The organism is Hymenobacter ginkgonis (genome assembly GCF_009755225.1).
Taxonomy (GTDB): domain Bacteria; phylum Bacteroidota; class Bacteroidia; order Cytophagales; family Hymenobacteraceae; genus Hymenobacter; species Hymenobacter ginkgonis.
This window is the reverse complement of the sequence record NZ_WQKZ01000003.1, coordinates 328,410-353,207: the sequence shown is the minus strand read 5'-3', so window position 1 is coordinate 353,207 and position 24,798 is coordinate 328,410. Positions and strand designations below refer to the sequence as shown.

The 24,798-nt window shown below is 59.8% G+C and carries 21 protein-coding genes; 12 read left to right on the top strand and 9 right to left on the bottom strand.

Features of this window, described 5'->3' with window-relative positions:
• Positions 1 to 416 precede the first annotated feature (416 nt).
• From GO988_RS12945 to GO988_RS12935, 3 genes are all read left to right on the top strand, one after another.
• A complete protein-coding gene (locus GO988_RS12945) occupies positions 417 to 3,842 on the top strand; it encodes a methylmalonyl-CoA mutase family protein (RefSeq protein ID WP_157566072.1) in 3,426 nt (1,141 codons plus the stop codon).
• Between the two features lie 90 nt (positions 3,843 to 3,932).
• Positions 3,933 to 4,910, top strand: coding sequence for a hypothetical protein (locus GO988_RS12940; RefSeq protein WP_157566069.1), 978 nt, complete (start codon positions 3,933 to 3,935; stop codon positions 4,908 to 4,910).
• A gap of 277 nt (positions 4,911 to 5,187) precedes the next feature.
• Positions 5,188 to 5,775: a histidine phosphatase family protein gene (locus GO988_RS12935; RefSeq protein ID WP_232341509.1), complete on the top strand. Its 588-nt coding sequence runs from the start codon at positions 5,188 to 5,190 to the stop codon at positions 5,773 to 5,775.
• Between the two features lie 69 nt (positions 5,776 to 5,844).
• Here the strand turns inward: GO988_RS12935 and GO988_RS12930 are convergent, their stop codons facing one another.
• From GO988_RS12930 to GO988_RS12915, 4 genes are all read right to left on the bottom strand, one after another.
• A complete protein-coding gene (locus GO988_RS12930; RefSeq protein WP_157566067.1) occupies positions 5,845 to 6,363 on the bottom strand; it encodes an SgcJ/EcaC family oxidoreductase in 519 nt (172 codons plus the stop codon).
• Positions 6,364 to 6,611: 248 nt separating this feature from the next.
• Positions 6,612 to 7,001 (bottom strand): transposase, encoded by a 390-nt coding sequence (locus GO988_RS12925; RefSeq protein ID WP_157566065.1) that lies wholly within the window; start codon positions 6,999 to 7,001, stop codon positions 6,612 to 6,614.
• 22 nt (positions 7,002 to 7,023) lie between these two features.
• Complete coding sequence (locus tag GO988_RS12920) at positions 7,024 to 7,884, bottom strand: DUF2306 domain-containing protein (protein WP_157566063.1); 861 nt, start codon at positions 7,882 to 7,884, stop codon at positions 7,024 to 7,026.
• A 497-nt stretch (positions 7,885 to 8,381) separates the two neighbouring features.
• Complete coding sequence (locus GO988_RS12915; RefSeq protein WP_198172705.1) at positions 8,382 to 9,032, bottom strand: zinc ribbon domain-containing protein; 651 nt, start codon at positions 9,030 to 9,032, stop codon at positions 8,382 to 8,384.
• A gap of 514 nt (positions 9,033 to 9,546) precedes the next feature.
• On the opposite strand from GO988_RS12915, the gene GO988_RS12910 reads away from it, so the two are divergent.
• From GO988_RS12910 to GO988_RS12895, 4 genes are all read left to right on the top strand, one after another.
• Positions 9,547 to 10,413, top strand: a complete 867-nt coding sequence (locus GO988_RS12910; protein ID WP_157566061.1) for an aldo/keto reductase — start codon at positions 9,547 to 9,549, stop codon at positions 10,411 to 10,413.
• A 115-nt stretch (positions 10,414 to 10,528) separates the two neighbouring features.
• Positions 10,529 to 11,455 carry a helix-turn-helix transcriptional regulator gene (locus GO988_RS12905; RefSeq protein ID WP_157566059.1) on the top strand — a complete coding sequence of 309 codons (927 nt, stop codon included), beginning with the start codon at positions 10,529 to 10,531 and terminating at the stop codon, positions 11,453 to 11,455.
• Positions 11,456 to 11,623: 168 nt separating this feature from the next.
• The gene (locus GO988_RS12900; protein WP_317164861.1) at positions 11,624 to 12,907 is read left to right on the top strand and encodes a M20/M25/M40 family metallo-hydrolase; all 1,284 of its coding nucleotides are present in this window, start codon (positions 11,624 to 11,626) and stop codon (positions 12,905 to 12,907) included.
• A 259-nt stretch (positions 12,908 to 13,166) separates the two neighbouring features.
• Complete coding sequence (locus GO988_RS12895; protein WP_157566057.1) at positions 13,167 to 13,988, top strand: class I SAM-dependent methyltransferase; 822 nt, start codon at positions 13,167 to 13,169, stop codon at positions 13,986 to 13,988.
• 108 nt (positions 13,989 to 14,096) lie between these two features.
• Here GO988_RS12895 and GO988_RS12890 read toward each other — a convergent pair whose 3' ends face one another.
• Together GO988_RS12890 and GO988_RS12885 are read right to left on the bottom strand one after the other, a co-directional pair.
• Complete coding sequence (locus GO988_RS12890; protein ID WP_157566055.1) at positions 14,097 to 14,870, bottom strand: cupin domain-containing protein; 774 nt, start codon at positions 14,868 to 14,870, stop codon at positions 14,097 to 14,099.
• 109 nt (positions 14,871 to 14,979) lie between these two features.
• The gene (locus tag GO988_RS12885; protein WP_232341508.1) at positions 14,980 to 16,251 is read right to left on the bottom strand and encodes a DUF6807 domain-containing protein; all 1,272 of its coding nucleotides are present in this window, start codon (positions 16,249 to 16,251) and stop codon (positions 14,980 to 14,982) included.
• A 347-nt stretch (positions 16,252 to 16,598) separates the two neighbouring features.
• On the opposite strand from GO988_RS12885, the gene GO988_RS12880 reads away from it, so the two are divergent.
• The 4 genes from GO988_RS12880 to GO988_RS12865 all read left to right on the top strand — a co-directional run bounded on the left by GO988_RS12880 (position 16,599) and on the right by GO988_RS12865 (position 20,000).
• Positions 16,599 to 17,468, top strand: coding sequence for an aldo/keto reductase (locus GO988_RS12880; protein ID WP_157566053.1), 870 nt, complete (start codon positions 16,599 to 16,601; stop codon positions 17,466 to 17,468).
• A 33-nt stretch (positions 17,469 to 17,501) separates the two neighbouring features.
• Entirely contained in the window at positions 17,502 to 18,323 is an 822-nt protein-coding gene (locus GO988_RS12875; protein ID WP_232341507.1) for a polysaccharide deacetylase family protein, read from the top strand.
• Between the two features lie 57 nt (positions 18,324 to 18,380).
• Positions 18,381 to 19,493, top strand: coding sequence for an OmpA family protein (locus GO988_RS12870; RefSeq protein WP_157566051.1), 1,113 nt, complete (start codon positions 18,381 to 18,383; stop codon positions 19,491 to 19,493).
• 132 nt (positions 19,494 to 19,625) lie between these two features.
• Entirely contained in the window at positions 19,626 to 20,000 is a 375-nt protein-coding gene (locus tag GO988_RS12865) for a sugar 3,4-ketoisomerase (RefSeq protein WP_157566049.1), read from the top strand.
• A 21-nt stretch (positions 20,001 to 20,021) separates the two neighbouring features.
• Here the strand turns inward: GO988_RS12865 and GO988_RS12860 are convergent, their stop codons facing one another.
• From GO988_RS12860 to GO988_RS12850, 3 genes are all read right to left on the bottom strand, one after another.
• The gene (locus tag GO988_RS12860) at positions 20,022 to 20,939 is read right to left on the bottom strand and encodes a glycosyltransferase family A protein (protein ID WP_157566048.1); all 918 of its coding nucleotides are present in this window, start codon (positions 20,937 to 20,939) and stop codon (positions 20,022 to 20,024) included.
• Positions 20,940 to 21,028: 89 nt separating this feature from the next.
• Entirely contained in the window at positions 21,029 to 22,273 is a 1,245-nt protein-coding gene (locus GO988_RS12855; protein WP_157566046.1) for an MATE family efflux transporter, read from the bottom strand.
• 159 nt (positions 22,274 to 22,432) lie between these two features.
• The gene (locus GO988_RS12850; protein WP_157566044.1) at positions 22,433 to 23,443 is read right to left on the bottom strand and encodes a GNAT family N-acetyltransferase; all 1,011 of its coding nucleotides are present in this window, start codon (positions 23,441 to 23,443) and stop codon (positions 22,433 to 22,435) included.
• 121 nt (positions 23,444 to 23,564) lie between these two features.
• Between GO988_RS12850 and corA the strand changes: the two genes are divergently transcribed.
• Positions 23,565 to 24,785 carry a magnesium/cobalt transporter CorA gene (corA, locus tag GO988_RS12845; RefSeq protein ID WP_157566042.1) on the top strand — a complete coding sequence of 407 codons (1,221 nt, stop codon included), beginning with the start codon at positions 23,565 to 23,567 and terminating at the stop codon, positions 24,783 to 24,785.
• Positions 24,786 to 24,798: the final 13 nt, after the last annotated feature.

The following is a 24,798-nucleotide window of genomic DNA, read 5'->3' as shown; positions in this document are numbered from 1 at the left end:
GAAAAAGCCAAGTAGTGCTATAAAATCACAAAAAAATAAAAATGCTCGACAGGAACAAAATATAACTTTTACAATTTTTTCTTACAGTTAATATATAAGTAAATTACAAATATAAATTTATCTATGTTAAGGCTGTAGAGCAGGATTAAAGCATGTAAACACCAATTGTAATGTCTTGACAACAAGGTACTGCAGTTGGATATACCTGAGTTATATTTTTTACAGTGAACACTCAATTATTTACACGGAAACGGTACCATTTAGTCAAACAGCGCTAAGTCTTACTGTTCAGGTAACATATATCAATGAATTTTTTATAAACATTAAAATACTTGAATAATTAATCAGTTCTACAAAATTCACATTTTAGCCTCGTTCGTACCTTTAAGACCTTATTAAGTATCCTACCCTTCCCCATGCATCCCACCCCCGTTGCCCCCTACAAGCCTAAAAATCACGTTCGCATCGTCACGGCCGCCGCGCTGTTTGATGGGCACGACGCGGCTATCAATATCATGCGCCGCATCATTCAGAGCAGCGGCGCCGAGGTTATCCACCTAGGGCACAACCGCTCGGTGCAGGAAATTGTGGACTGCGCCATTCAGGAGGATGCTCAGGCCATTGCCATCACCAGCTACCAGGGCGGGCACAACGAGTACTTCAAATACATGTTTGACCTGCTGAAGGAGCGCGGCGCGGGCCACATCAAAATCTTCGGCGGCGGCGGCGGCGTGATTCTACCCTCCGAAATCGCGGAGCTGCAAGGCTACGGCATTACCCGTCTCTACTCGCCCGATGATGGCCGCTCGATGGGCTTGCAAGGGATGATTAACCACTTGCTGGAAGAGAGCGACTACCCCACCGGCCAGCAGTTGAACGGCGAAGTCTCGCATATAAAGGAGAAGGACGCCCGCAGCATCGGCCGCTTGATTTCGGCGGCCGAAAACTTCCCCGAGGAGTTTGAGCGGGTGAAGGGCCAGTTGGTGGCGGAGTTTCAGCAGCAGGAAAGCGACAGCTCGCAGCTGTTGACACCCGGCAGAACGCCGGGTGCGCCCATCCTAGGCATCACGGGTACGGGTGGCGCGGGCAAGTCGTCGCTGGTCGATGAGCTGGTGCGGCGCTTTCTGCTCGACTTCCCGGACAAGACCCTAGCCATCATTTCGGTAGACCCCAGCAAGCGCAAAACCGGTGGCGCGCTGCTCGGCGACCGCATCCGGATGAACGCCATCAACTCGCCTCGGGTGTACATGCGTAGCCTGGCCACGCGCCAGAGCAACCTCGCGCTCAGCCGCTACGTGCAGGACGCGGTGGACGTGGTGAAGGCCGCTGACTTCGACTTAATTATTCTGGAAACCAGCGGCATCGGCCAGAGCGATACCGAAATCATCGAGCACTCCGACGTGAGCCTCTACGTGATGACGCCCGAGTACGGCGCGGCCACGCAGCTCGAAAAGATTGACATGCTGGACTTTGCCGACGTCATTGCGCTCAACAAGTTTGACAAGCGCGGCGGCCTCGACGCCCTTCGCGACGTGCGCAAGCAGTACCAGCGCAACCACCAGCGCTGGGATTCGCCGCTGGAGGAAATGCCGGTGTTCGGCACCATCGCCTCGCAGTTCAACGACCCCGGCATGAACCGGCTCTACCGGGCCATCCTCACTACGCTGGAGGAAAAGACGGGCGCGCAGTTCGCCTCGCAGCTCGAAACCAGCGCCGAGCAGTCGGAAAAGGTCTACATCATTCCGCCGAGCCGCACGCGCTACCTCTCCGAAATCGCCGAAACGAACCGCGCCTACGACAAGCGCGTGAGCGAGCAGGTGGCCATTGCCGAAGTAGCGGGCTCGTTTGCGACTCTAGCCAAGCATTATCAAGATGCGCCGGCTAGCCCCGAAACCGCTGGACTGGACTTTGCCAAAAACGTGCAAACCCAGCTGCGCCGCCTCGACGCCGACGCCCAGGCCATTCTGGAAAACTGGGAGACTACCCTCCAAAACTACCGCAACCCCGAGTACGTATACAAGGTGCGCGACAAGGAAATCCGGGTGAAGACGCACACTACGTCGCTGTCGGGCAATGCGATACCGAAGGTGGCCGTGCCGCGCTACCTCGGCTGGGGCGACCGCCTGCGCTGGGCCATGCAGGAGAATTTCCCCGGCGAGTTTCCCTACACGGCGGGCGTGTTTCCGTTCAAGCGCGAGGGCGAAGACCCGACCCGCATGTTTGCGGGCGAAGGTGGGCCGGAGCGCACCAACCGGCGCTTCCACTACGTGAGCAAGGGCTTGCCGGCCAAGCGCTTGAGCACGGCCTTCGACTCGGTGACGCTCTACGGCGAAGACCCTGACCACCGGCCCGACATCTACGGCAAAATCGGCAACGCGGGCGTCAGCATCGCCTGCCTCGACGATGCCAAGAAGCTCTACTCGGGCTTCGACCTCTCGCACCCCGCCACCTCGGTGAGCATGACCATCAACGGCCCGGCGGCCACGCTGGCGGCGTTTTTCATGAACGCGGCCATCGACCAGAACTGCGAGAAGTACATTCACCAAAATGGGCTCGAAGCCGAGGCGGATGCCAAAATCGACGCCATTTTTGCCGCCAAGCAGCAGCCCCGCCCCCGCTACCAAGGCGAGCTGCCCGAGGGCAACAACGGCCTAGGTCTGCTGCTGCTCGGCGTGACTGGCGAAGACGTGCTGCCCACCGACGTGTACCAGCAAATCAAGGCCACTACCCTCACCCAGGTGCGCGGCACGGTGCAAGCCGACATTCTGAAGGAAGACCAGGCGCAGAACACCTGCATTTTCAGCACCGAGTTTGCGCTGCGCCTGATGGGCGACGTGCAGGAGTATTTCATCACTGAGAAGGTGCGTAACTTCTACTCGGTCAGCATCTCGGGCTACCACATTGCCGAGGCCGGCGCCAACCCGATTACCCAGCTGGCGCTCACGCTCTCCAACGGCTTCACCTTCGTAGAGTACTACGTGAGCCGGGGCATGAACGTCAACGACTTCGCGCCCAACCTGTCGTTCTTCTTCTCCAACGGCATCGACCCCGAGTACGCCGTGATTGGGCGGGTGGCGCGCCGCATCTGGGCCAAGGCCATGAAGCTGAAGTACGGCGCCAACGCCCGCAGCCAGATGTTGAAGTACCACATCCAGACCTCGGGCCGCTCGCTGCACGCCCAGGAAATCGATTTCAACGACATCCGCACCACGTTGCAGGCGCTCTACGCCATCTACGACAACTGCAACTCGCTGCATACCAATGCCTACGACGAGGCCATCACTACCCCCACCGAGGAGAGTGTGCGCCGCGCTATGGCCATTCAGCTCATCATCAACCGCGAGCTGGGGCTAGCCAAAAACGAAAACCCGCTGCAAGGCGCCTTCATCATCGAGGAGCTGACCGACCTGGTCGAGGAAGCGGTGTTGCTCGAATTTGACCGCATCACGGAGCGCGGCGGCGTGCTCGGCGCGATGGAAACCATGTACCAGCGCGGCAAAATCCAGGAGGAAAGCCTGCACTACGAGATGCTGAAACACACCGGCGAATACCCGATTATCGGCGTCAATACCTTCCTCTCGTCCAAGGGCTCGCCCACGGTCATCCCGGCCGAAGTTATCCGCGCCACGGAGGAGGAAAAGCAGTACCAGATTACGATGCTCGAAGCCCTGCACGCCCGCAACGCTGCCGCTACCCCCGCCGCCCTGAAGCGCTTGCAGCAAATTGCCGTGCAAAATGGCAACCTCTTCGCCGAGCTAATGGAAACGGTGAAAACCTGCTCCCTAGGTCAGATTACGAACGCGCTGTTTGAGGTCGGCGGGCAGTATAGAAGGAATATGTAGAGGTAGCATTCTATTTTAGAAACGGAAACGCACTATCTTACTAAATGATAGTGCGTTTCCGTTTCTAATCAGTCATATTCTTTACTCACTGTGAAAGCTGACATACAGATAAAGAAAGTACTTGAAACTCGCCGTTCGAGTATTTATAAGAAGGACAGAATATGTCTTTATCCAGGATGCACTCAAAATGCAATAGGTAGTCATGTCCTTCAACGCTTAGGCATTCTTAGTAATATTACCGATTCAACGAACCATTTCTATGCTATTAAAAAAATAAATCTCTTTGAAATGAATGAGGGCAAGCATTTCATAGTCGATAAGGTTGGTATCAATGACGGCTACAAATTTCCTGGCTTTTGCTCTCAACATGATGATTCTATATTTAGGTTAGTAGAGACTCATCCTATAAATCTTGACTCCCCTATAGTACAAGCCTTATTTTCATACAGAACACTTTGCTTAGAACTTAGAAACAAAGAAATTGAACTTGAGATATTTGATGCTATTTACAAGACATTAAAGGAATTTCGACCTACACAGCTTCATTATGTAAATACAGAACCTATAAAATTAGGTATTAAAGACCTTAAATTCTTCAAAAGCGAACTCGAAAGAGAAGTAATAAGGAATAAAGCCAGTAAATTCATTCATAATAAAATTAGTTTTGATGAATTTAAAATATGTTTCTCTGCCTCGCTCACCATTTATGACCCTAACAATCCGTTAACTCATGAAGAGGATAAATATGGAAGGGCGAAAACAACACCTTTAGCATCCAACATACTAAACTGTTTTCCATATCAAGGTAAATCTCATATAATCGTGAGTATGCATAAGGACTACCCATGTCACTGGGCAACAGGCTTGACTAAATCTATTGCTAGCTCAACAGACCCAAGCAAAATATTAAGCGACATTTTGACGTACAGGCTTGAGTTCTGGGGAATTCAACCTAAATTATACGAGTCTATACCAGAAGAAAAAATATCAACCTTTCTAAGAGAATCTGAGGACTATTACGACGATTACAGTTTTGATATAAAAACTAAATTCAATCTATTCAAGTAGTTCAAACTGGCGCGAGATTAGAGAAGCGTAACTCGTGACTAATTATAATGTGGAGGTTGTACCTCCACTTTCGCGCTAGTGACACGCGGCGGTGGGCGAGGCTAGCGGAACAGGCTGCGCAAACGTTGTTTGCGGCGTGGCTGCTGTGGAATTTAAATGCGCACGGCTAACGCGCGTTTGAAACCCGGCACCTACCCAGCTAGTATGGTTCAGGTAAGTTGTTGCCGGGTTGGGTAGTCTGTGCTTGATTCCAGCGGTTGTTCACTGCCTTTGCCTTATGATAGACCATTTCACCGAATTAGATAGACACAAGCTCTTTCTGCTGTATCATCTCAACCCGGTGCACCCCAAAGCCCCGCCAGTTCCCAAAGGCCCGTTGCTCCAGATTGTGATTATCCGGCACGGCGAAAAGCCTACCGAGGGCGACAACCTTTCCGCCAAAGGCTTCGAGCGGGCGCTGGCCTTGCCCGATGTGCTCAACAAATTACTACCCCGGCCGCCCCATTTCACTTACGTGCCCTGCATCGGCACCGATAAGGACCAAACCACCCGGGTGCGAATGATGCAAACCGTGCTGCCTTACGCTGTGCAACACAACCTGACCATCAATAGCGACTACGCCCCCGACGAAATCAAAGGCCTCGTGAAAGAACTGCGGCACCACCGCGGCACCGTGCTGCTGGTATGGGAGCATCACAACATTGTGAAAATTGCCGCGGCCCTGGGCATCGAAGAACCCCAGGAATGGCCCGACGATGACTACGACAGCATCTGGACCATCACGTTCAAGAAAGGCCGGGCCAAGGGCAAAGCCCGGCAGCCGGTGCTGACTAAAGACAAGGAAGGCATTAAGCCAGCAGCTTAATCAGGCTCGGAAGCCCAATTGGTTAGCGAGCAAGCTTACGTTTTTGACTAGAGTTGGCCAGCCAAGCGCTTATTTTTTGGCGGATACCATGGCCTGCGATTGCTTGATAATCTTTTCGTTGATGGGAGTTATCGCAGCAGATGTAATTTGCCAGTGGCCCCCGTTTTTAACCAATACCATCAGGGACATTGCCCGCCACGGGTCTACTTTGTTGGTGCCCCGGTTTACCCCGTCCGGGGGGTAGGAAACCCCGATGGCCATTTCCTCATTCACCACCGCTACCTCCGGGGTGATGGCCCGCACGGTCACGTTCGAAGACTTTAAAGGCACGCCTTTATATATCTGGTCGAAAATCGTCTGGTGCCGCTGCACCACCTGCTGCTGGCCATGAAAGCTATCCCCCGCCGGGGCAATCCAATTGACATCCTTGGTGGTGTAGGTGGTCATGTCCTGAAAGTGGTGATTGTTCAGGTTGGAGTCCCAATGGGCAATTACGGCCCGAATGGCCTTATCGTCGGCGGGCGCCAGCTGGGCCGAAGCCAAGTGACTGGCAAATAAGCTAACGATGCTCAGCAACAGGGTTTTCATGGCATGAAGGGTAAAGGTTGAAAAATTACTGGCGGCCCTTCGCTGCACGGCTTTAAATCGTTACTGCACAGCCTAGGTCGACTACAAAGCGGTAACTCATATTGAAGAGAAAAATCAGTATGCTAAACCTGTGGTAGTAATGCTAACGACACAAAATGAGTTATTAATCCCTTATCTCAAATCAGTGCTGGCACTGATTTTAACCCATAAACTCGTGCCAGTGTAGCCGAGTGAGGTATGCTGGTGGCTTAGTCAATCAGCAGGACTTCTAACAGACTGGGGCGGGCGCTGCTATGCAGCAAGTCTTCTGGCATAGCTAGCAAGCCGGCCACAACAGGGTTGCGGTGGAGGTAGGCTAGCCGCTGCTGGCGCAGGTCAGTAGAAGGCAGTTCGATGGGGTGGCTGCTTTGCTGCCAGAACTGATAGGTGGTATTGTGGGCGTTGCGCTGGCCGGCGTACTCAAGTAGCCAGCGCATCCACTCGCGGCGGCTTTCCTGCGCGTTTTCTTCAATGGCGCGGAGCACCTCTTTGGCCGTGTGCCGCTTCAAGTCGCGTAGGATGCTGGAGAGGCTTTCCGTTTTGCTGCTGATGATGAAGCAGCATCCTTGGTGCAATAAGTAAGCTATACAGCCTTCCATACCGCCTGTATTACTCTACTTATCAAACAAAAGACAGCCATTTCAGGATGGCCGGCCCCCAATAGTACAAAGTGAAATAGTAGGTGCCTAGCCCCAGAAACCCGGTAGCCAGCAGCAGCGTGCCGGCAGCGGCTAGCTTCAGGACTGGCGCGACGGTGCGGGACCGGGCGCGCAGGTAGATTTCTACCACCAGCAGGTTGGGTAGGTAAAAGAAAAAGGCCATGATTTGGTCGAAGAGGCCGGTGAAGCCGTGGGTGTGCCCCGCGCCATCGGTGGCCATAATCCAGAAGCCGTAGTCCATGCGGTAGAGCCACGAGCCAATGGCCAGGGCGTACAACCGCAGCGACCAGGCCCGGTGCTGCGCCAAGCGGCCGGCCACCGCGTGGCGGTAAGTTTCGACCGCGGCCAGCAGCGTCAGCAGCCCGTAGAGCGCGAAGCCGACGTTCATAACCGGGCCGCCAATGGTGCCACGCAGCCCAATAAAGAGTAGCCCCCCGATGGCCGCCAGCGCCGAAGCCAGCACGTAGACGCGCCCTACCCAGCGGTGCACAGCCGGCCACCGCGTGCGCAGGCCGCTGAGCAGCTGGCTGCTGCCCAGTAGCAGAATGACGCCGCCCGCCGCAAAGTGCAGGCCGATGCCCGACGTACTAGCCGTAGACCCTGGCGTGTACAAGCCCGGCAACATCTTGTTCCACTGCTGCATATGCCCACCGAACAACGCAGCCGCGTAAAAAGCCAGGATATACAACCCAAAAAGGCCCGCACTGCCCCATACCGTCGCCACTAACAGCCGGCCGGCCCACCGCAACGTTACTATACTCAGCTTGGCTAACCCCGAAGGACTCACCTGACTAGGCAGGGTGCTATTTACCACGTTAGGCATGGCTGGCGGGAGTATGTTGTTCCTGTAATAATAAATAATAGCGTCTTAATTAGCTACTAATCAGGGGCCATAATTTATTCTTGTAGCAACTCCAACACCTACCCCCCGAGATTTCTACTAGTGCTTAATTACTTGTCGCTCCTGCTAATTTCCTACGGCTTCTGGGTGCCTTTGGCAGCTTTTAAGTTGTGGGGGCTGCTGGGGTCGGGCGCCTACTTACTGAGGCACTTGAATGCGTAGTGGCCGCCTTACCTGTTCGGGGCCAGTGCAAAAACGCAGCAGCAATACACGCAACTATTCGCCAGAACCCACAAAGTTCTACCACCCATCAAAGACCACCCAATTCCATATGCCCAGCATGTGGTATCAGGAAGCATTAGCGTGCTGCTGGGGTGCAGCTTACTAGCCCACTTTCAGTGAAAGCCGCCGTACCGGCCACAGTGAGGTTGGGTGTAGCTAGTAGCGCTGCCGAACTCGGGGTTTGTCTAGCCGCAGTGCTACTGCTTGGCGCCGCACTCGTTGCAAAACCGTTGGTCGGCCTTGAGGCTGGTGCCGCAGCTGGCGCAGAATCTTCCCTGGGCAGAAGCAGCGGCTACCGCAGTGCCACAAGAAGCGCAGAATTTCTGGCCGGGATTGAGTTTGGCGTGGCAGTTGGGGCACTGCACGATGCCGCCGCGGCTCAGGAAATCGAGGTTTTTAGTGTAATCTTGCTCACGGGTTTTGGTATAAATCTGCTCGCTGGTGGCGTGGGCCTGCTGGGCAGCTAGCTCCTCTTTTTCGTCGGGCGCGCAGGTTTCGCACAGGCCGGCCTGGTGGTTCCAGCACACGTCGGGGCACACCCAGTGGCCGCAGCGGGTGCACTGCTTAAAGTGCTGCTTACCCTCCTGCACGGCTACGGCCAGGGCTTCGTCGTGGGCCTTACCCCCTACGGCCCGCTGCATCTGGTACGCAGCGTTACCGGCTTCGCTGAAAAAGCCGCCGAACAAACTGCCCGCCGCGCTCAGCAAGCTGCCGGCTACCCCGATGGTACTGGTCTGGTACCGCGACATATAGCCATTCTGGCACTTGTCGCAGTGGAACTTGAACTGATAGCCTTTGTCTGTGGATAGGTCGTCGTAGTTGGCTACAAATTGAAGCAGGTCACTCATGGGAAAAGTGGCAGGTGAAGAGTGGAACACAACGGGCTTTGGAGCCGGTTAAGATAGTAGCTAACTGCGAGGTGTCGCAAACTTGAACTCGAAAATACCAAGCTTTGACGCCGTACAGCCAGTACTATCTTGTTGGCGATTGAGTGTATCGCTGTTGTAGCAAGTTGTATTACACAAACTTTTTGCTAAGCAAAATTCGCCCTGTTTCTATCTCCCACGGCCTCAGCGTTAAAGACTCTACAGTCGACGCGCGTATAACCGAACTCATAACTTGTACCGAGCTATGAGCTAGCGCCTACCCCCCTCCCGCGGCGGTAGGAAAGGTGACTGAGCAAGCCGCTACTTACAGGTATGGCCTCGGGGCGCTGCTAGCCGCAGACACTAATTGGCCCGTTCCACAATTTGTGGCATACAAACCGGAATTTGGATAGCTTGGCCCGCCACCGGGTCTTGGAAATTTGTGCTTCGCAAATACCTGCCTAGGCAACGAGTCATACTTCTCTATATCTCACTCATGGACAACACATTGTTGGTAAACACCACTTTTTCTTTGGGAGGCAACTTGCCGATTAACCGGCTCGGCTTTGGCGCGATGCGCATTATGGCGCAGCCCGCCTGGGGCCAACCGGCCGACCGGCCAGCCATGCTCGCGCTGCTGCGGCGGGTAGTAGAATTGGGCGTCACCTTCATCGACACAGCCGACATGTACGGCCCCTTCATCTCGGAAGAACTGATAGCGGAAGCCCTGCACCCCTACGCGGCTGAGCTGGTGATAGGCACTAAGGGTGGGTGCGTTAGCTTTGGCCCGCCCCCCGAGGGGGTACTGCTTGATGGCACGCCGCAGCACCTACACGATGCCCTGCACGGCAGTTTGCGCCGCCTCAAGCTGGAGCAGATTGCCCTCTACCAGTTGCATCGCATCGACCCGCGAGTGCCCGCCGAACGCACGTTCACCTTCCTGGCCGATGCTCAGCAAAAGGGCTTGGTGCGGCACCTAGGCTTGTCGGAAGTGAGCGTCGAGGATATCAAGCTGGCTCAGCAGCATTTTCCGGTCGTTTCGGTGCAGAATCGGTACAGCCTCTTCGACCGGGCTTCGGAGCCCGTACTGGATTATTGCCGCGAGCAGGGCATTGCCTTCATTCCGTGGTTTCCCATTGGTGGGGGTATGGTGCAGGATATGACTATCGTGGAGCAGGTAGCTGCGCGGCACCAGGTGCCGGCGCGGCAAGTGGCCTTGAGCTGGCTGCTGCACCACGCGCCAAACATCGTCCCAATTCCGGGCACTGGTAGTATTGCCCACCTAGAAGAGAACGTGCGGGCGGCCTCCCTGCAACTTACCGCGCAAGACATGCAGGAGTTGGATTCGCTCCGCAAACAGTAATACGTAAAAGCGACTTGTTATAAGCGGCTGGCATGTTTGGCATGCCAGCCGCTTAAGCTTTTGTAGTCTATACTAACAAGGATAGCTTCTTACGCGTCCCTCCCCTAACGCCCGCATGAAAACGCTCGCGGTCCCCTTCACCGTCTTAGATACGGTAGCCGATTTTACGCAACATTATAGCTTTGCCCCGCCTACACATCCGCTGGTGACGGTTATTGACCTGGCCGAGTACCCAGCTCCCGATTTTTTGGCAAAACCCGCGTTGCGCCACCTGTACCTCATCGTATTGAAGCGGCACTTCGATGGGCAACTTCCCTACGGGCAGCAGGTATATGACTACCGGCAGGGCGTGCTGGGCTTTTATGCGCCCGGCCAGCCCGTGCAGTTTTGCCCGCCGGGCGATGTCCCCACACCGGCCAAGCCGCAGGGTTGGATGGTTGTATTTCACCCCGACTTGCTGGCGCGCCGTCCGGCGGGGCAGTTTCCGGGTAGCTATCCATTTTTTGCCTACCGTGTGCAGCAAGCCCTGGCTTTATTGCCTAGCGAGGAACAAGCCCTGACCTACGCCGTGACCGGTTTGCGGCAGGAGAGCGAGCAGCCCGCCGACACCTTTAGCCAGCAATTGCTGAGCACGCAGCTCGCTGTGTTGCTGCAATACGCCAATCGGGCTTACCACCGGCAGTTCCCCACCGAGCCAGCCCACGGCCCCGACCTACTCAGCCGCTTCGAAGCCCTGCTAACCACCTACCTGGACCACGCCGCCGAGCAGCCCCTACCCACCGTGCAGCACTTTGCCGAGGCGCTGCACGTGTCGCCCGCCTACCTGGGCGATGTGCTCCGCACGCACACGGGACAGAATGCGCAGCAGCATCTGCACTACGCACTTCTCGAAAAAGCCAAGGGCCTACTCTTGGGTACTACCCACAGTATTCGCGAGGTTGCTTTTTCCTTAGGCTTCGATAATCCTTCCTATTTCAGCCGCTTATTCAAGCAGAAGACGGGCCTCACGCCCGCCGAGTTCAGGCAGGCAGCCCTAGCCTAGCAGCAGGTACTTGGCTGGCACTACCAGACGTGGCTGTTTGTAGATAGCGGCCGCGCTCAGCTTGCCGCACCGGTGTTCTCGCTGCCCATGCAGCGCTTTTGCCTTTTATGCTGCGCATTGCGTCAAGAAGGCCTGTATATTGGCAAGCCTTAGTAAGCTAACTTAATAGTGCAATATCTTTTACTCGCCGCCGCTTTCCTTGGCTGCTACGCCGCCCAGGCCCAGCAGCTCACCCCTACCGAGCGCAAGATTGTGGCCTCGGTGCAGCAGCATATGCCGCAGACCGAGCGACTGCTAGAGCAAGTCGTCAACATCAACAGCGGCACGCTCAACGTGGCGGGCGTGCGCGAAGTGGGTGCGGTATTTCGGAAGGAGTTTGACGCGTTGGGGTTCAAAACCGAATGGGTGGCCATGCCCGCCAGTATGCAGCGAGCCGGCCACTTGGTAGCCCAGCGCAAAGGCAAAAAGGGTAAAAAACTCTTTCTAATAGGGCACCTCGACACGGTGTTTGAGTTAGATATGCCGTTTACCAAGTACACCCGGCTCAACGACTCGACGGCTACCGGCCAGGGCGTAAACGACATGAAGGGCGGCGATGTGGTGATACTAGCGGCGCTCCAGGCGCTGCAAGCCAACGGCCTGCTTAAAGACGCCAACATCACGGCTTACTTCACCGGCGACGAGGAGCGCGGCGGCAAGGGCCCGGAAGCCCGCGCCGACTTCATTGCCAAAGCCAAAGAAGCGCAGGTGGCCCTGGCCTTCGAAAATGCCATCGACCGGCACACGGTAGCTACGGCCCGGCGCGGCAGCAGCAATTGGCAGCTGAAAACGTTTGGCACGGCGGCGCACTCCTCCACCATTTTCAAGCCTACGGTGGGCTACGGGGCTATTTACGAGGCCGCCCGTATTCTGAATTCTTTTCGGGAGACGCTGAGCCAGGAGCAGTACCTGACGTTTAACCCTGGCCTTATCGTGGGAGGCTCGGAGGTAAACTACGACGAGGGGAAAGCCCACGCTGAAGTGACTGGCAAAACCAACATCATCGCGCCCACCGCGGCCGTGGCTGGCGACCTGCGGTTTTTGACCGAAGCCCAAAAGGAGGGCGCCCGCGCCAAGATGCGCGCCATTGTGGCCCAGAGCCTGCCTGGCACCCGGGCCGAAATCACGTTTTCCGATGGCATCCCGGGTATGGCCCCTACCCCCGGCAACCAGAAACTAGCGGCCTTGGCCGACCAAGCTAGCCGCGACTTGGGCCTGGGGCCCGTAGTGGCCGGCGACCCCGGCTCGCGCGGAGCCGGCGATGTGTCCTACGTGGCGCAGTACCTCGATTGCCTCGATGGCTTAGGCGCACCGGGTAAAGGGGCCCACGCTCCCGGCGAAACAATTAATTTGAAGGAATTTCCGTTGCTGATTGAGCGCACGGCACTTATGCTATACCGCCTCACCCGCTAGGCACTCTACCGCCTGCACGCAGCACGTCAGGGGGTAGGCTTTTCAACCTGCCGCAAGTTTAGCGCAGCATAACGCGGGCCTGGCGGTGGCGGTTACTAAGTCCGCGCTAGCCGTGGCTAGCTCCTCGTTAGCCGCTTAGCCGCTGGCTGAAGCTAGCGGTATCGCTGAAAATAAAAAGGGGGGTTCAACATTTTTTTATTTGTTACCTCCTTCTTTATGAGTAATTTGTAGCAGTTCCGACACTTCGCGCCTTGCTGCTATGCCCCTCGCTTTGTCAGGTATTAGGTTGGGAGCTTATTTGCTGGCGGGGGCCAGCCTGCTCGCCGCAGCGCCGGGGTATGCGCAGCAGCCAGCACCGACCGACAAACGGAGCCTACCCCCCATTCCGGGGCTGGGGCCCGCGCCGGTGCTGCCAGCCCACGCCACGCCGGCCGAAAAAGAGGCCTACGCCCGCCAGATGGCCGAGCGCACCCGCCAGCGCTGGAACTACCTGCTTACCGACTCGGTGGCCCGCACCAGGGTCTTCAACACCGCCCCGAATGCCTTGCTTGTGGAAACGGTGCGGGGGCTACCCCCCGGCACTGTCCTCGATGCCGATATGGGGGAAGGGCGCAATGCCCTCTACCTAGCCCAGCTGGGGTGGCAGGTAACGGGCGTGGACGTGGCGGAAAAGGCCTTGGCGTTTGCGCAGCGCCGGGCGCAAAGTATGGGAGTCAAGCTCACGACAGAGGTGCACGATATGGCTACCTACGACTGGGGCACCAATAAATGGGACCTCATTGTGCTGAGCTATGCCGGTGGGCGCGACTACGCACCGCGCGTGGCCCAGGCCCTCAAGCCCGGTGGACTGGTAGTGCTGGAAGCCTTCCACATGGACGCGACTACTCGCCTGCAAGTAGTGGACGGCGATTACCGCGTGTTTTTCCGTACCAATGAATTGCCCAAGCTGTATGGGGGCGCCGGCCTGAAGATTGTGCGCTACGAGGAGCCGCTGGCCCCCGCCGATTTTACCAAAGAAACGCTGCGCCTCGTTCGGCTGGTAGCCCAAAAGCCTAACCCAGCTCCGACGAGCGGGCGATAAGCCCGCCCTACCGCGGCGCGTTATTTTCCTCACGCGGCCATCTCAATGCGGTGCGGCACAGCGAGGAGCGCTCGGCCCTACCCCCACCAATTTACTCAAGAGACGTTGCTACTCGGCCTTGCTGTGCCACTGAATGGCAAAGTAGCCCACCGGGGCTTGGCTGGTATTGGTGAAGGCGTGGGGCACATTGGCGCGCAGCAGCACCACATCGCCAGCCGCGGCGGGGTAGGCGGTTTTGTCAATCAAAATTTGGCCCCGGCCCTGGGTCATGAGGATAATTTCCTCGGCGCGGTGCGTGTGCGGCGGGTGGCTGGCCCGGCCGGCATTAAGCACGGTGGCGTGCACATCGAAGCGCGGAAACATAGACGAGGGCCGGTCGAATACCGGCCGGGTTTCGCCCTTGTCGGTTTTTGTGAGCCGGAAGGCAGGCCAATCGCGCATGAAGGCGCCGCCCGCGGCTTGGCCCCGTGGCGCATCGGCCCCATCCACGGCGCGGAATCTCAGTTGCCAATAACGCACGGACGCGGCGGTGGCATTGCGCAGCGCGGGCTGGTCGCCGGCCATGGCCAGCAGCACCCCGCCGGGGCCCAGCGTTTTGGTAGAGTCATGGAGGGTAGCGGCCAGTTGGCCGTCCTGCACAATGAGCAGCGCTTCGGCCCCGGCCAGCGGGGGGCGGTTGGCTTGGCCAGCCGGCAGCGTAACGGTGATTATTTCCAGCTCCTGGAGGTCGAGGGTGCTGCCTTTCAGCAGGGGTAGGGCCGTGGGCCCGCGGCCGGGCCGGGCAGTTGCCGGCGCGTGGTACACCGCCGAGGGCAGCGAATCGGAGGGTAGGGCGAGGCTAGTCGCCACCAGGGCAGCTAAGGCGGCAGAGGCAAGGTTCATGGCAAGGCAATTGGGGTGGGAATTTGAGTAGGTACTACGTTGGCAGTCAGTACACCGCGAGGCAAGAGAGGGCGTCGCCACTCTTTCTTATCACCATACCTGGCTTGTTTTACTGCCGGTTAACTAGCACGCGCGGCGGGTGGGCAAAGTAGTACCAGGCGCTTTCGGCTTGCGCTTTGGTGCAGTGGCCATTGAAGACGAGCAGGCGGTAGTGGAGGGCGTAGGTTTGGCCAGGGGCGAGCGGCCAGGCCTTGGTTTTGGTGGGCGAAAAACTGGCAAAAACGTCGCCGCGGCCGTTTTGGTCCTCGGGCCAAATGCGCAGGGGCTCGGGATGGTTGTAGTTGGTAGGATACGAGAGCAGTACTACCCCCCCGTAGTCGGCCGGGCCGAGCTGGCCCTGCACCACGCACCAGCGCGCAGTGGTGCCATCGGCATCGTGGCGGGTTTTGCCGGCCGAGGTCAGCACCTCGCTGTTTTGCTTGTTCCACTGCGCGGTGGCGCGCCAGCCCAGGCCGCCGTAGCGGTAAGCCAGCAGCTGCACGGGGCTGGCCGTGGCACAGTTGAGTTGAATGGTGAGGTCGGCCAGGTAGCTATCGGGGCCCGCGGGCTGGTACACGCGCACCGTTTGCACTTCGTGGAGGGCAGTTCTTTCGGGGCGGCCTTTGGGAAAAGCGACGTGGTTTTGCAGCACTTGGTATTCGCCATACACCGCGCCGCTGGTGGTAGCCAGCACGTTGGCAAAGCGCACGGTGCCCTTGTGGTCGCCGATGTTCCAAAAGTCTACCGTATCGCCTTCAAATAAAACATGCGTCCAGGGGTTCCAAAGGCCGAAATGGTGGTAGTGGTCGGGCGCCTGTATGCGCGTAAGCTCTTGGCCGTGGGGCGACCACAGCGGGTGAATGAACCCGCTGCGCTTAAATGCTGTGTCGATACCCGCCGGCGGGTATACCGTGCGGTAGTTGTAGCGCAGCAGTGGGCGCGCGCCGGCGCGCACGAGCAGCGCGCCCTGCTCGTCGGCCACTTGCATGGGCGGGGGGGTAGGGCGCGGCGGCGGGCCCAGCCGCAGCTCGTAGGTGTGGGTAGCGGGCGTAGTACTGGCGGCCGCCAGCCAGTGCAGCACCCGCTCGCGGCCGTGCTCGATTTGGGTGGGCACTACCGTGCGGGTTTTGCCGCGCACCTCTACCAGCCGCACGGCCGAATCGGGCAGCAGCGTGAGCGCATCGAGGCTGGTGCTCACCGGAACGGCCAGGCTGCCGGTTGGGCGCGGCAAGGCCACGGTGAGCGTGGCCAGCTGCTGGGCGCGGGCGCCCAGGCTAGCCAGCCCGAGCAGCACCAACGCGCACGCTAGTCTTGGCAGCCAGGGGTAGGGAGGTGCTAGCAAAGGGGGGTAGGGAGGCTTGGTAGCAGCATAGCGCAGGGCGTAAGGAGGGGCAAGTTAGCGCGGCTGGCGGAGCTTCCACTTATGCCTTCGCCACTGCAAACTATCACAAACGATTGCGATTAGCAGCAGTACATTACTTTCTAAGTCAACTACTTACCTAGCAAGCTTTTTCTAATTTTATTTCCCCGAGCGTTCGCCGACACAGCCGGCGGTTGCGTTAGAGGCAAGTGGCCGCCCGGCGCACGCCCTGGCTTGGGTGCTGGCTACGGCCCAGCCTTACCTTGCCGCCGCGCGAAGGAAATTTCTCGGCAAATTTGTTTAGGGTACTCATCCCCCAACCTACGTTCATGAACCTCACCATTGCCCCGCACTCTGCCCACCCCCTCACCGTTTCGCGCCTCGGCTACGGCACCATGCGCCTCACCGGCCCCGGCATTTGGGGCGAGCCCGCCGACCGGCCGCAAGCCCTAGAAATTCTAAAAACCGCCGTGGCCCAGGGCGTCAACTTTATTGACACCGCCGACTATTACGGCGAAGACATCACCAACCGCCTGATTGTGGAGGCGTTGCATCCGTACTCGAAAGACCTGGTTATCTGCACCAAAGTGGGTGCCACCCGCCGGCCCGATAAAAGCTGGGTGCCCTTTAACACGCCCGCCAACTTGCGCACCAGCATTGAAAATAACCTGCGCACCCTCAAGCAAGAGCAGGTGCAGCTGGTGCACTTGCGCCTGATGGGCCCGGGCCCGGTGCCGCTGGCCGAGCAGCTAGGGGCCATGTTTGAGCTGCAAAAGGAAGGCAAAATCCAGCACGTGGGCCTAAGCAACGTGAGCCGCGAGGAGCTGGAAACTGGCCTGGCGATGGGCGAAATCGCTACCGTGGAGAATATGTATGGCTACGCCCAACGCACTACCCTGCGCGACGCCCACGGCGAAACCCGCGGCGGCGAAGAAGTGCTGGCTTTGTGCGAGCAGCACGGCATTCCACTGGTGCCGTTTTTCTCGCTGGTGCACGGCCTGCCCAACGCCGGCGACAAGCTAGTCACGCTGGCCAAGCAGCGCGGCGTGTCGGAGGCACAGCTGAATATTGCCTGGCTGCTGCACAAGTCGCCCCTGCTGCTGCCGATACCGGGCACGTCGTCGCTGGTGCATTTGCAGGAAAATTTGCAGGCCGCCAGCATTCAGCTGAGCACCGACGACATGGCGTATCTGGGCTAGCCGACTAGCCCGTCAAGTTTAACTTTCTTCGTTTTGAAAACTAAAATCCTTCTTGTTTCTTGGCTCGCCGCGCTGGGTTTGGCGGGGCCCCTGGCTAGCCAGGCCCAGGGCCTCAGCGTGTGGAATAACAAGCAGTGCGCCGTAGTGCTGACGTATGACGACGCTATCGATGCTGACCTCGACCGCGTGGTGCCGGCCCTGGACTCGGCCCGGCTGCGCGGCACGTTCTATCTCATTGGCTCGTCGCCGGTGGTGGCGCGCCGGCTGCCCGAGTGGCGCCGCGCTGCCCAGCGCGGGCACGAGTTGGGCAACCACGCCATGTTTCATCCCTGCGACGGCAGCTTGCCGGGCCGCGGCTTCGTGACGCCCGACAATGACCTGAGCAAGTACACCGTGAACCGGGCGGTGAGCGAAATCAGGGCCAATAACACGCTGCTGGCGGCTATCGACGGCAAGGCCACGCGCACGTTTGCCTACCCCTGCGGCGACCGGCAGATTGGCGGCGTATACTTCTACGACCAGCTGAAGCCCGATTTTGTGGCGGCGCGCGGCGTCATGCCCGGCCTCCAAACAGCGGCGCAGGTAGACCTCAGCAACGTGCAGTGCTACGCCATAAATGGCCAGGATGGCACCTACCTGGTAAACCTCGTGAAGCAAGCCGAGCAGTCGCATACGCTGCTGGTGTTCCTGTTTCACGGCGTAGGCGGCGGCCACAGCCTCAACGTGAGCCTGCCGGCGCACCGCCAGTTGCTGCGCTACCTCCAGGCTAATGAGCAGCGCATTTGGGTGGCGCCTATGGTGGAGGTAGCCGAAAAAATCAAGCAGGCCCAGCCAGCTGGGGCCGCCCAAAAATAGGGCGGCTACTTCGGCGCGGCTAATTAACACTTGTTTGCGGCATCGTATTTTGGCTTTATGAAAGGCAGCTTTTGGTTTTGGGGCGCCGGCGGGCTGGCCTGGCTACTGGCAGGGCCAGGGCGGGCCCAGTCGCTGGCGGGGGCGTGGCAGGGCGTCGAAACGAAAACGGGCGAAGACGGCATCTGGCCGTCTATGCTGCGCTTGCAGCCCGGCCGGGGCGAATTGTTGTTTGGCGTGCTGTACCAGGAAGTGGGCAGCGAGCCCGAAACGACTGTTACCTTCCAGGTGCAAGGCACCCGCAGCGGCCCCGGCCTACGGCTTGAGCACGTGCGCAAGCTGGACGAAACCCGGCGCTCGCCCTTCAGCTACTGGTGCTACGGCTCCATCACCTTCACCTACGATGCCACGCTAGAGAAGCTGACCGGCGTAGCTACCTACCTGCCGCAGGGCGACTGCGATACGGGCACGTTCACGTTTTACCGCATCAAGCTGAAGTCGGCGGCCAGCGTGCCGGCGGGTGCGCTCAGCACCTTGCGCGTATCGGGCCGCGACGTGCGCTGGTTTGCCGACCCCGAGCGCAAGCAGCCCCTCGCCACCGGCAACAGCTACCGCACCAAGCTCACCAAAACCACCACCTTCTACCTCACGCAGGGCTACTACCCCACCGCCGACAGCCCAGCGGTGCCCATCACCATTCAGGTGGCGGGCACGGCCAAGGCAGCCCCTACCCCCCGCCCCACGCCCAAGGCTCCGTCGGCGCCCGCTGCTCCTGCCCCTACTCCTACCCCCCCTGCACCGGCCGACTCGCTGGCTGCAACCCCGCCGGCGCCCACTCCGGCTCCGGCCCCGGTGGTGCTGCCTACCGTGCTGTTTCAATTGGGCACGGCCGAGCTGCTGCCCACGGGTGGGCCCGCGCTTAAGCAACTAGCGGCCGACCTGCTGGCCAACCCGGCGCTGCGCTTGCGCATTGCGGGCCACACCGACCGCATTGGCGAGCCCGGCAAAAACCAAGTGCTGTCGGAGCAACGGGCCGAAGCCGTGAAAGCCTACCTCACCAAAGCCGGCGTGGCCGCCGACCGCATCCAAACCAGCGGCTACGGCGATACCCGACCCCTATACCCCTCGCCCGACCCGCGCAATCGCCGCGTGGAAATAGAAAAGCTGCCCTAAGCGAAACACGTTCAGCAGCCGCTTTTTGAGTAACAGCCCCACAGGCAGGCGTGCACGGCCGCACCCCGGTATCAGAAAAGCTCGGCGGGCACTCCCCCGTACTAGCCTACCTTTGCGGGCCATTTTACCCGCATGACCCAGCCTTATTTACTTTCGCTACCCCTCCACGGCTCGGCCGATAGCGGCTGGCTGGCCGTAGCCGAAAGCCCTCACCTGCCCTTTGCGGTGAAGCGGGTGTACTGGGTAGTGCAGGTGCCAACCGACCGGGTGCGGGGGCGCCACGCCCACCATACCCTCGAACAATTGCTGGTGGCCGTGCACGGCGTAGTCGACCTGCATATTCGGGTAGAAGGCCAGGCCGAGATGCAGCATTTTCGGCTCGACCACCCCGACCAAGCCCTATACCTACCGCCCCACTGCTGGCCCGAGCTGCACTTTGGGCCCGGCGCGGTGCTGCTGTGCCTGGCCTCGCAGGCGTACGATGCGGCCGACTACATCCACGAGTAGCCGGCTTGTTTTGAAGATAGGTTAGCGCCCCAAGGGGAGGTAGGCCAGTAGCGTCAGCGCATAGTCTACAGGCCCGCGCCGGGCTACCTGGCGCAGCAGCCCGGCCACCTCGCGGGCCGCGGCTAGCTGCCGGCGGCGCAGCGCATGGCGCAGCTCGTAGCGCAAGCGGGCGGCCAGCACTTGGCGCTCGGTGGGCGTGCGGCACAGCGCCAGCGCCTTGGCGCATACCCGCACCGTGGAGGCCAGGTAGGGGTCGTGGGCGCGGGTTACCTGGGCGCTCATGCTGCGCAGGTGCTTGCGCTTGCGAGTCGTCACGGCATCCTGGTACTGAAAGCGCCAGTCACGGCTGGCCCGCACCCAGAAGTCGAAGTCTTCGTAGCTCAGCGTTTCGTCGTAGCCACCCAGGGCCAGCAGCGTGGCCCGGCGCATGAGCATGGTGGGCGTGCTGATAAAAAAACGCCCCAGTACTTCTGCAAATACCCAGCCGCTGGCGGGGCGAGGCACCAAGCCGCCATGGCCATCGGGCTGGTGGTGCAGCCCCAACGGCTGGCCGGCCTCGGTCAGCAATTCGCAGTTAGAATACACCATACCGTAGTCGGGGGGTAGGCTTTGAAACAGCGCCACCTGCTGGCTTATGCGCTGGGGCAGCAGCACGTCGTCGGTGGCAAAGTCCACTACAAACTCACCTTGGCTCCGAAAAAAAGCTTGGTTGAATGCCCGGCAGTTGCCCACGTTTTCGGGCAGCAGCAGCAGGTACCAGCTGGGGTGCTGCTGGGCATACTCCTGCAAAATGGCCGGGCTCTCGTCGTGGCTGCCGTTGTCAACCAGCCACACTTCCAGCGGCGCATAGTCCTGCGCCAGGATAGAATCTAGCGCCTCGCGCAGGTAAGGCGCATGGTTGTGGCACAGCGCTACAATGGTAACAAGCGGCGAAATCATAGCAGGCTACTAGCTTGATTTATAAAAGTAATAAGCTCGTTATGTGTTGCCTATGTATTACCCATTTGCATTTTTAACAAAAGAGTATACTATCTCCAAATGTGAATAAGCCCGCAAGCCAGTAGCAGTAGCCCATAGCGGGCGGCGTGCGCCAGCAATACCCCCTCCAACCCGTGCGAGGGCAGCAGCCCGGCCAGCAGCCCTGCATAGAGCGCCGCCGAAGCCGCCTGCACCGCCAGGTAGGGCAGCGGCCGGGCGCGGGCCAGCAGCTGGTACAGAAAAACCCAGGTTAGAAACTTGGCCCAGTCGCCGAGCAGCTGCGGAGCCAGCAGCTCGCGGGCGGCCAGCAGGCGCGGCGCAAATAGCAGGGGCAGCAGCGTATCGCGCAGCGCGTACACTACCCCCAGGCCCAGCGCCAGCCCACCAGCCAGCAAGCCCAGCACGGCCCGCAAGTAGCCCTGGGCCTGGGCCGGCGCGGCCGCCAGCGCCGCCAGCCGCGGGTAGAAAACGGTGCTGAGCAAGGCGCCCACCACCAGCGTATAATTATCGGAGAGCTTGGCTACCGCCTGCCATAAATCGGTGCGGGCGGGCGCAAACTGCGCCATGATAACTGCCCGCACGGCGTAGTCAACAGCCCGCCCAAATAGCAATGAGCCCGCCGCCATCAGCAGAAAGCGTAGTAAGCCGCGTATGGCCGCGGGGCTGTGCGGCCCCAAGCGCAGCCCGCGCAGCAGCCCCGCCCGCCGCGCCGCCACTACCCCCGGCGGCAACGCCAGCACCTGCCCGGCCAGGTAGGCCAACAGCACCTGCGGCAAGGCCCAGCCCGCGGCCAGCGCCCCGGCCGCTGCCCCCGTACCCAACAGGCTCAGCACTACCGCCTGGGCCACGTAGGCGCGGCGGCGCCCGGCCGCCAATAGCGCGGCGCTCACCAGTGCCTGAGCGGCCACCAGCAATAGGCCGAGCGTGAAAACCAGCGACCGGCCAGGGGGCCAGGCCGCGCCGCCAGTCACGAGCAGCACGGCACCGGCAGCCGCCACCGTGGCCGCCGTGAGCACGCCCGCGGCGCCCAGCCAAGCCCGGTAGCGGCCTGAACCGGGCCGCAGCGGGGCCAGGCGCGCCGTAGCGCCCACCTGCACGCCATCGGCGGGCAGCGCGCCAAACAGGGCCATTAAATTTTGGAACTGGGCCAGCTGCGTGAGGCCGCCGGGCCCTCCGTACACGGCCACCAGCTTGTTAAGCACCAGCGTGCCGGCTGCCCGCGCCACTACGGCCACCCCCGTGCCCAGCGAGCCGCGCACAAAGCCTTGCCAAATGGAGCGAGTAGAGGTAGCCATGCGGCAAAGGTCGGGGTAGGCCAGCCAATGCCGCTGAGCCACGATAGGAAGGGGGAAAGCGTTGGTTTTTACCCGCTGGTGTCAGCTCAAATCAAGCCGTCAAACCTGTTTTTACAAATGAGTAACCTATGAAAACAGGTTCACTAAATGAGTATACACTTATCCTAAGTCTTTCTGCCAGCTGAGTTTAGTGTTCCCTACCCCCCCGAGGTGGCGCTTGAAGCGCAGGAGCGACTCGTTGGGTTGGCCAACGAGTTGGCCGGGGCCGGCAGGCAGTGTAGAAGTGCCCAAGTCAACCACGGCCAGGCCCGAGGCGCGGGCGTAGGTGTGCAAGCTTTCGTGCAGCAGCACGGCGGGGCTGAGGTGGTTGTCGGCCAGCTGGCTGGCGGGGTAAAAGTTATACAGCACCTGCTCGCTTACCTGAATGGCAATGGTAAGGGCTGCCCACTCGCCACTTGGCTTACGCACCGAAAACAGCAAGTGCTGCCGCGGAAAAGCCCGGAATAATTCCTGCACGCGCGGCAGCGGCAGCGACAGTTGCTGCCCCCGCTCGTGCCGGCAGGCGGCGATGAAGTCGTAGGCCCAGGGCAGGATGAGGGGCGGCTCTTGCTCGGGCACTAGGCCAAGCTGGTGGCAGCGGCGCAGGCGGCGGCGCTCGCTGGGGTGCAAGTGGGCTACGTAGTCGCGGGTGGGGTCGAGGTAGTAGTTTTCTTCGGCCAGCGTGGTGATGTAGTGACGCTGGCCGAGCACCTCAGCCAAGAGGGCCACTCCGGCGGGGTCGTAGCAGGCGGGGTAGCCGCGCACCAGCAGCTGGCGCTGGCCGTGCTGGCGCAGCGTGGCTTCGGCCACCGCCAGCAGGTGGTGCAGGGCAGTGGCCGGCACGCCGGCCGCCAGCTGCACGCCCCCAAACGGTGCTTGGCCCGGCGAGCTAGCCTGGCCCGGCCCGGCCCCATCGGGTACCACAAAAAACTGGGCCACGCTTTGGCCGGTGGCCTCTTCTTCCAAGTAAAAGCTGAGCACTACCCCCGGCTGCGACTGCAAGACCTGGTGGGCGGGCTCGAGGTAGAGAAAAGGGGCAAAAGCCAGCGGCCGGCGCGGGCCGGCCGGCGGCTGGCCGGGTGCGGCCTCGGCCACGTATACGGCCCAGCCCAGCAGGGCGGTAGGTAGCAAAACAGGGAAGGCTCTAGACAGTGGATGCCGGGCAAAGTACGGCAGCAGCCCGCCGCATTTCAGTTTTGAGGCGCACCTTGCAGCTGTTTTAGTTGCTCTGCCTGCTGTTTATGAACGCTTTATGAACCCAGCCCCTGCCCTACCCCGCGCCGCTGCCCCACCCCTGCCACCCATTTCCCCCACTACCGACCCAGTGGAAACCCTGACTACCCCCCCTTTTTCGGCCGAGCGGGAGGCCCGCCGGCAGGCCCGCTACCAGGAGGTTGGCCAGCGCCCCGGCACGCTCAATGTGCGCCCCGACGCCCTGAAGCCGCGTATGCTGCTGCTCTCCTACACCGACGAGACCTACTCCGAAACCGAGTACACTGACCGCTTCGACGACTTGGTGGCCTACCTGCGCGACCACCCCGAGCAGAAGCACTGGATTGACGTGCGCGGCTACGGCGACCTGCCCCTGATGGAGCGCCTCATGGAGGAGTTTGGCCTGCACCCACTGCAAATGGAGGACGTGCTCGGCGACTACCAACGCGCGAAAGTGGAGGTGTTTGACGATAACCGGCTGTTTTTGGTGTCGCGCATGACGGAGTTTACCCCCGACCTGACCATCAACGATGACCAGCTGTCCATCTTCACGGGCCCTAACTACGTGCTCACGTTTCAGGACGACTACGAGGATTGCCTGGATGTGCTGCGCAACCGTTTCCGGGGCAATTTTAGCCAGCTGCGGCGCAAGAGTAGCGGCTACCTGGCCTACGCCCTCACCGATGTAGTGCTCGACCACTACTACCCCACCATGGCCGCCATCGGCGATTACATCGAGGAGCTGGAGGAACGCATTTTTGACACCAGCCACGAGCGGCGGCTGCTCAATCGCATCCTGCGCATCAAAAAAGACGTGGTGCGCTTTCGCCGGCTGGTGTACCCCGAGCGCGATAAGATGTCGGAAATTCTGCGCCTGCCCGACGAGGTAGTGCCCGAGGATTTGAAGGCGTATTACCGCGATGCCTACGACCACGCCATTCAGGCCCTGGACCTGGCCGAGAGCTACCGCGACAACATCTCGTCCTTGGCCGACCTCTTCCTCTCCGACCAAAGCAACCGCATGAACGAGGTGATGAAAGTGCTGACCATCATCAGCTCTATTTTCATTCCCTTGAGCTTTGTGGTGGGCCTCTACGGCATGAACTTTCAGCACGAGGATAGCCACGGCCACCTGCTGCCGCTCAATATGCCCGAGCTGTACTCGCCGTTTGGCTACCCCATTTTGCTGGTTGTACTTACCGCCATTGTGGCCGGGCAGGTGTACTATTTCTGGCGCAAAGGCTGGCTGAGCAGCGACTAACTACCGCGGCGCT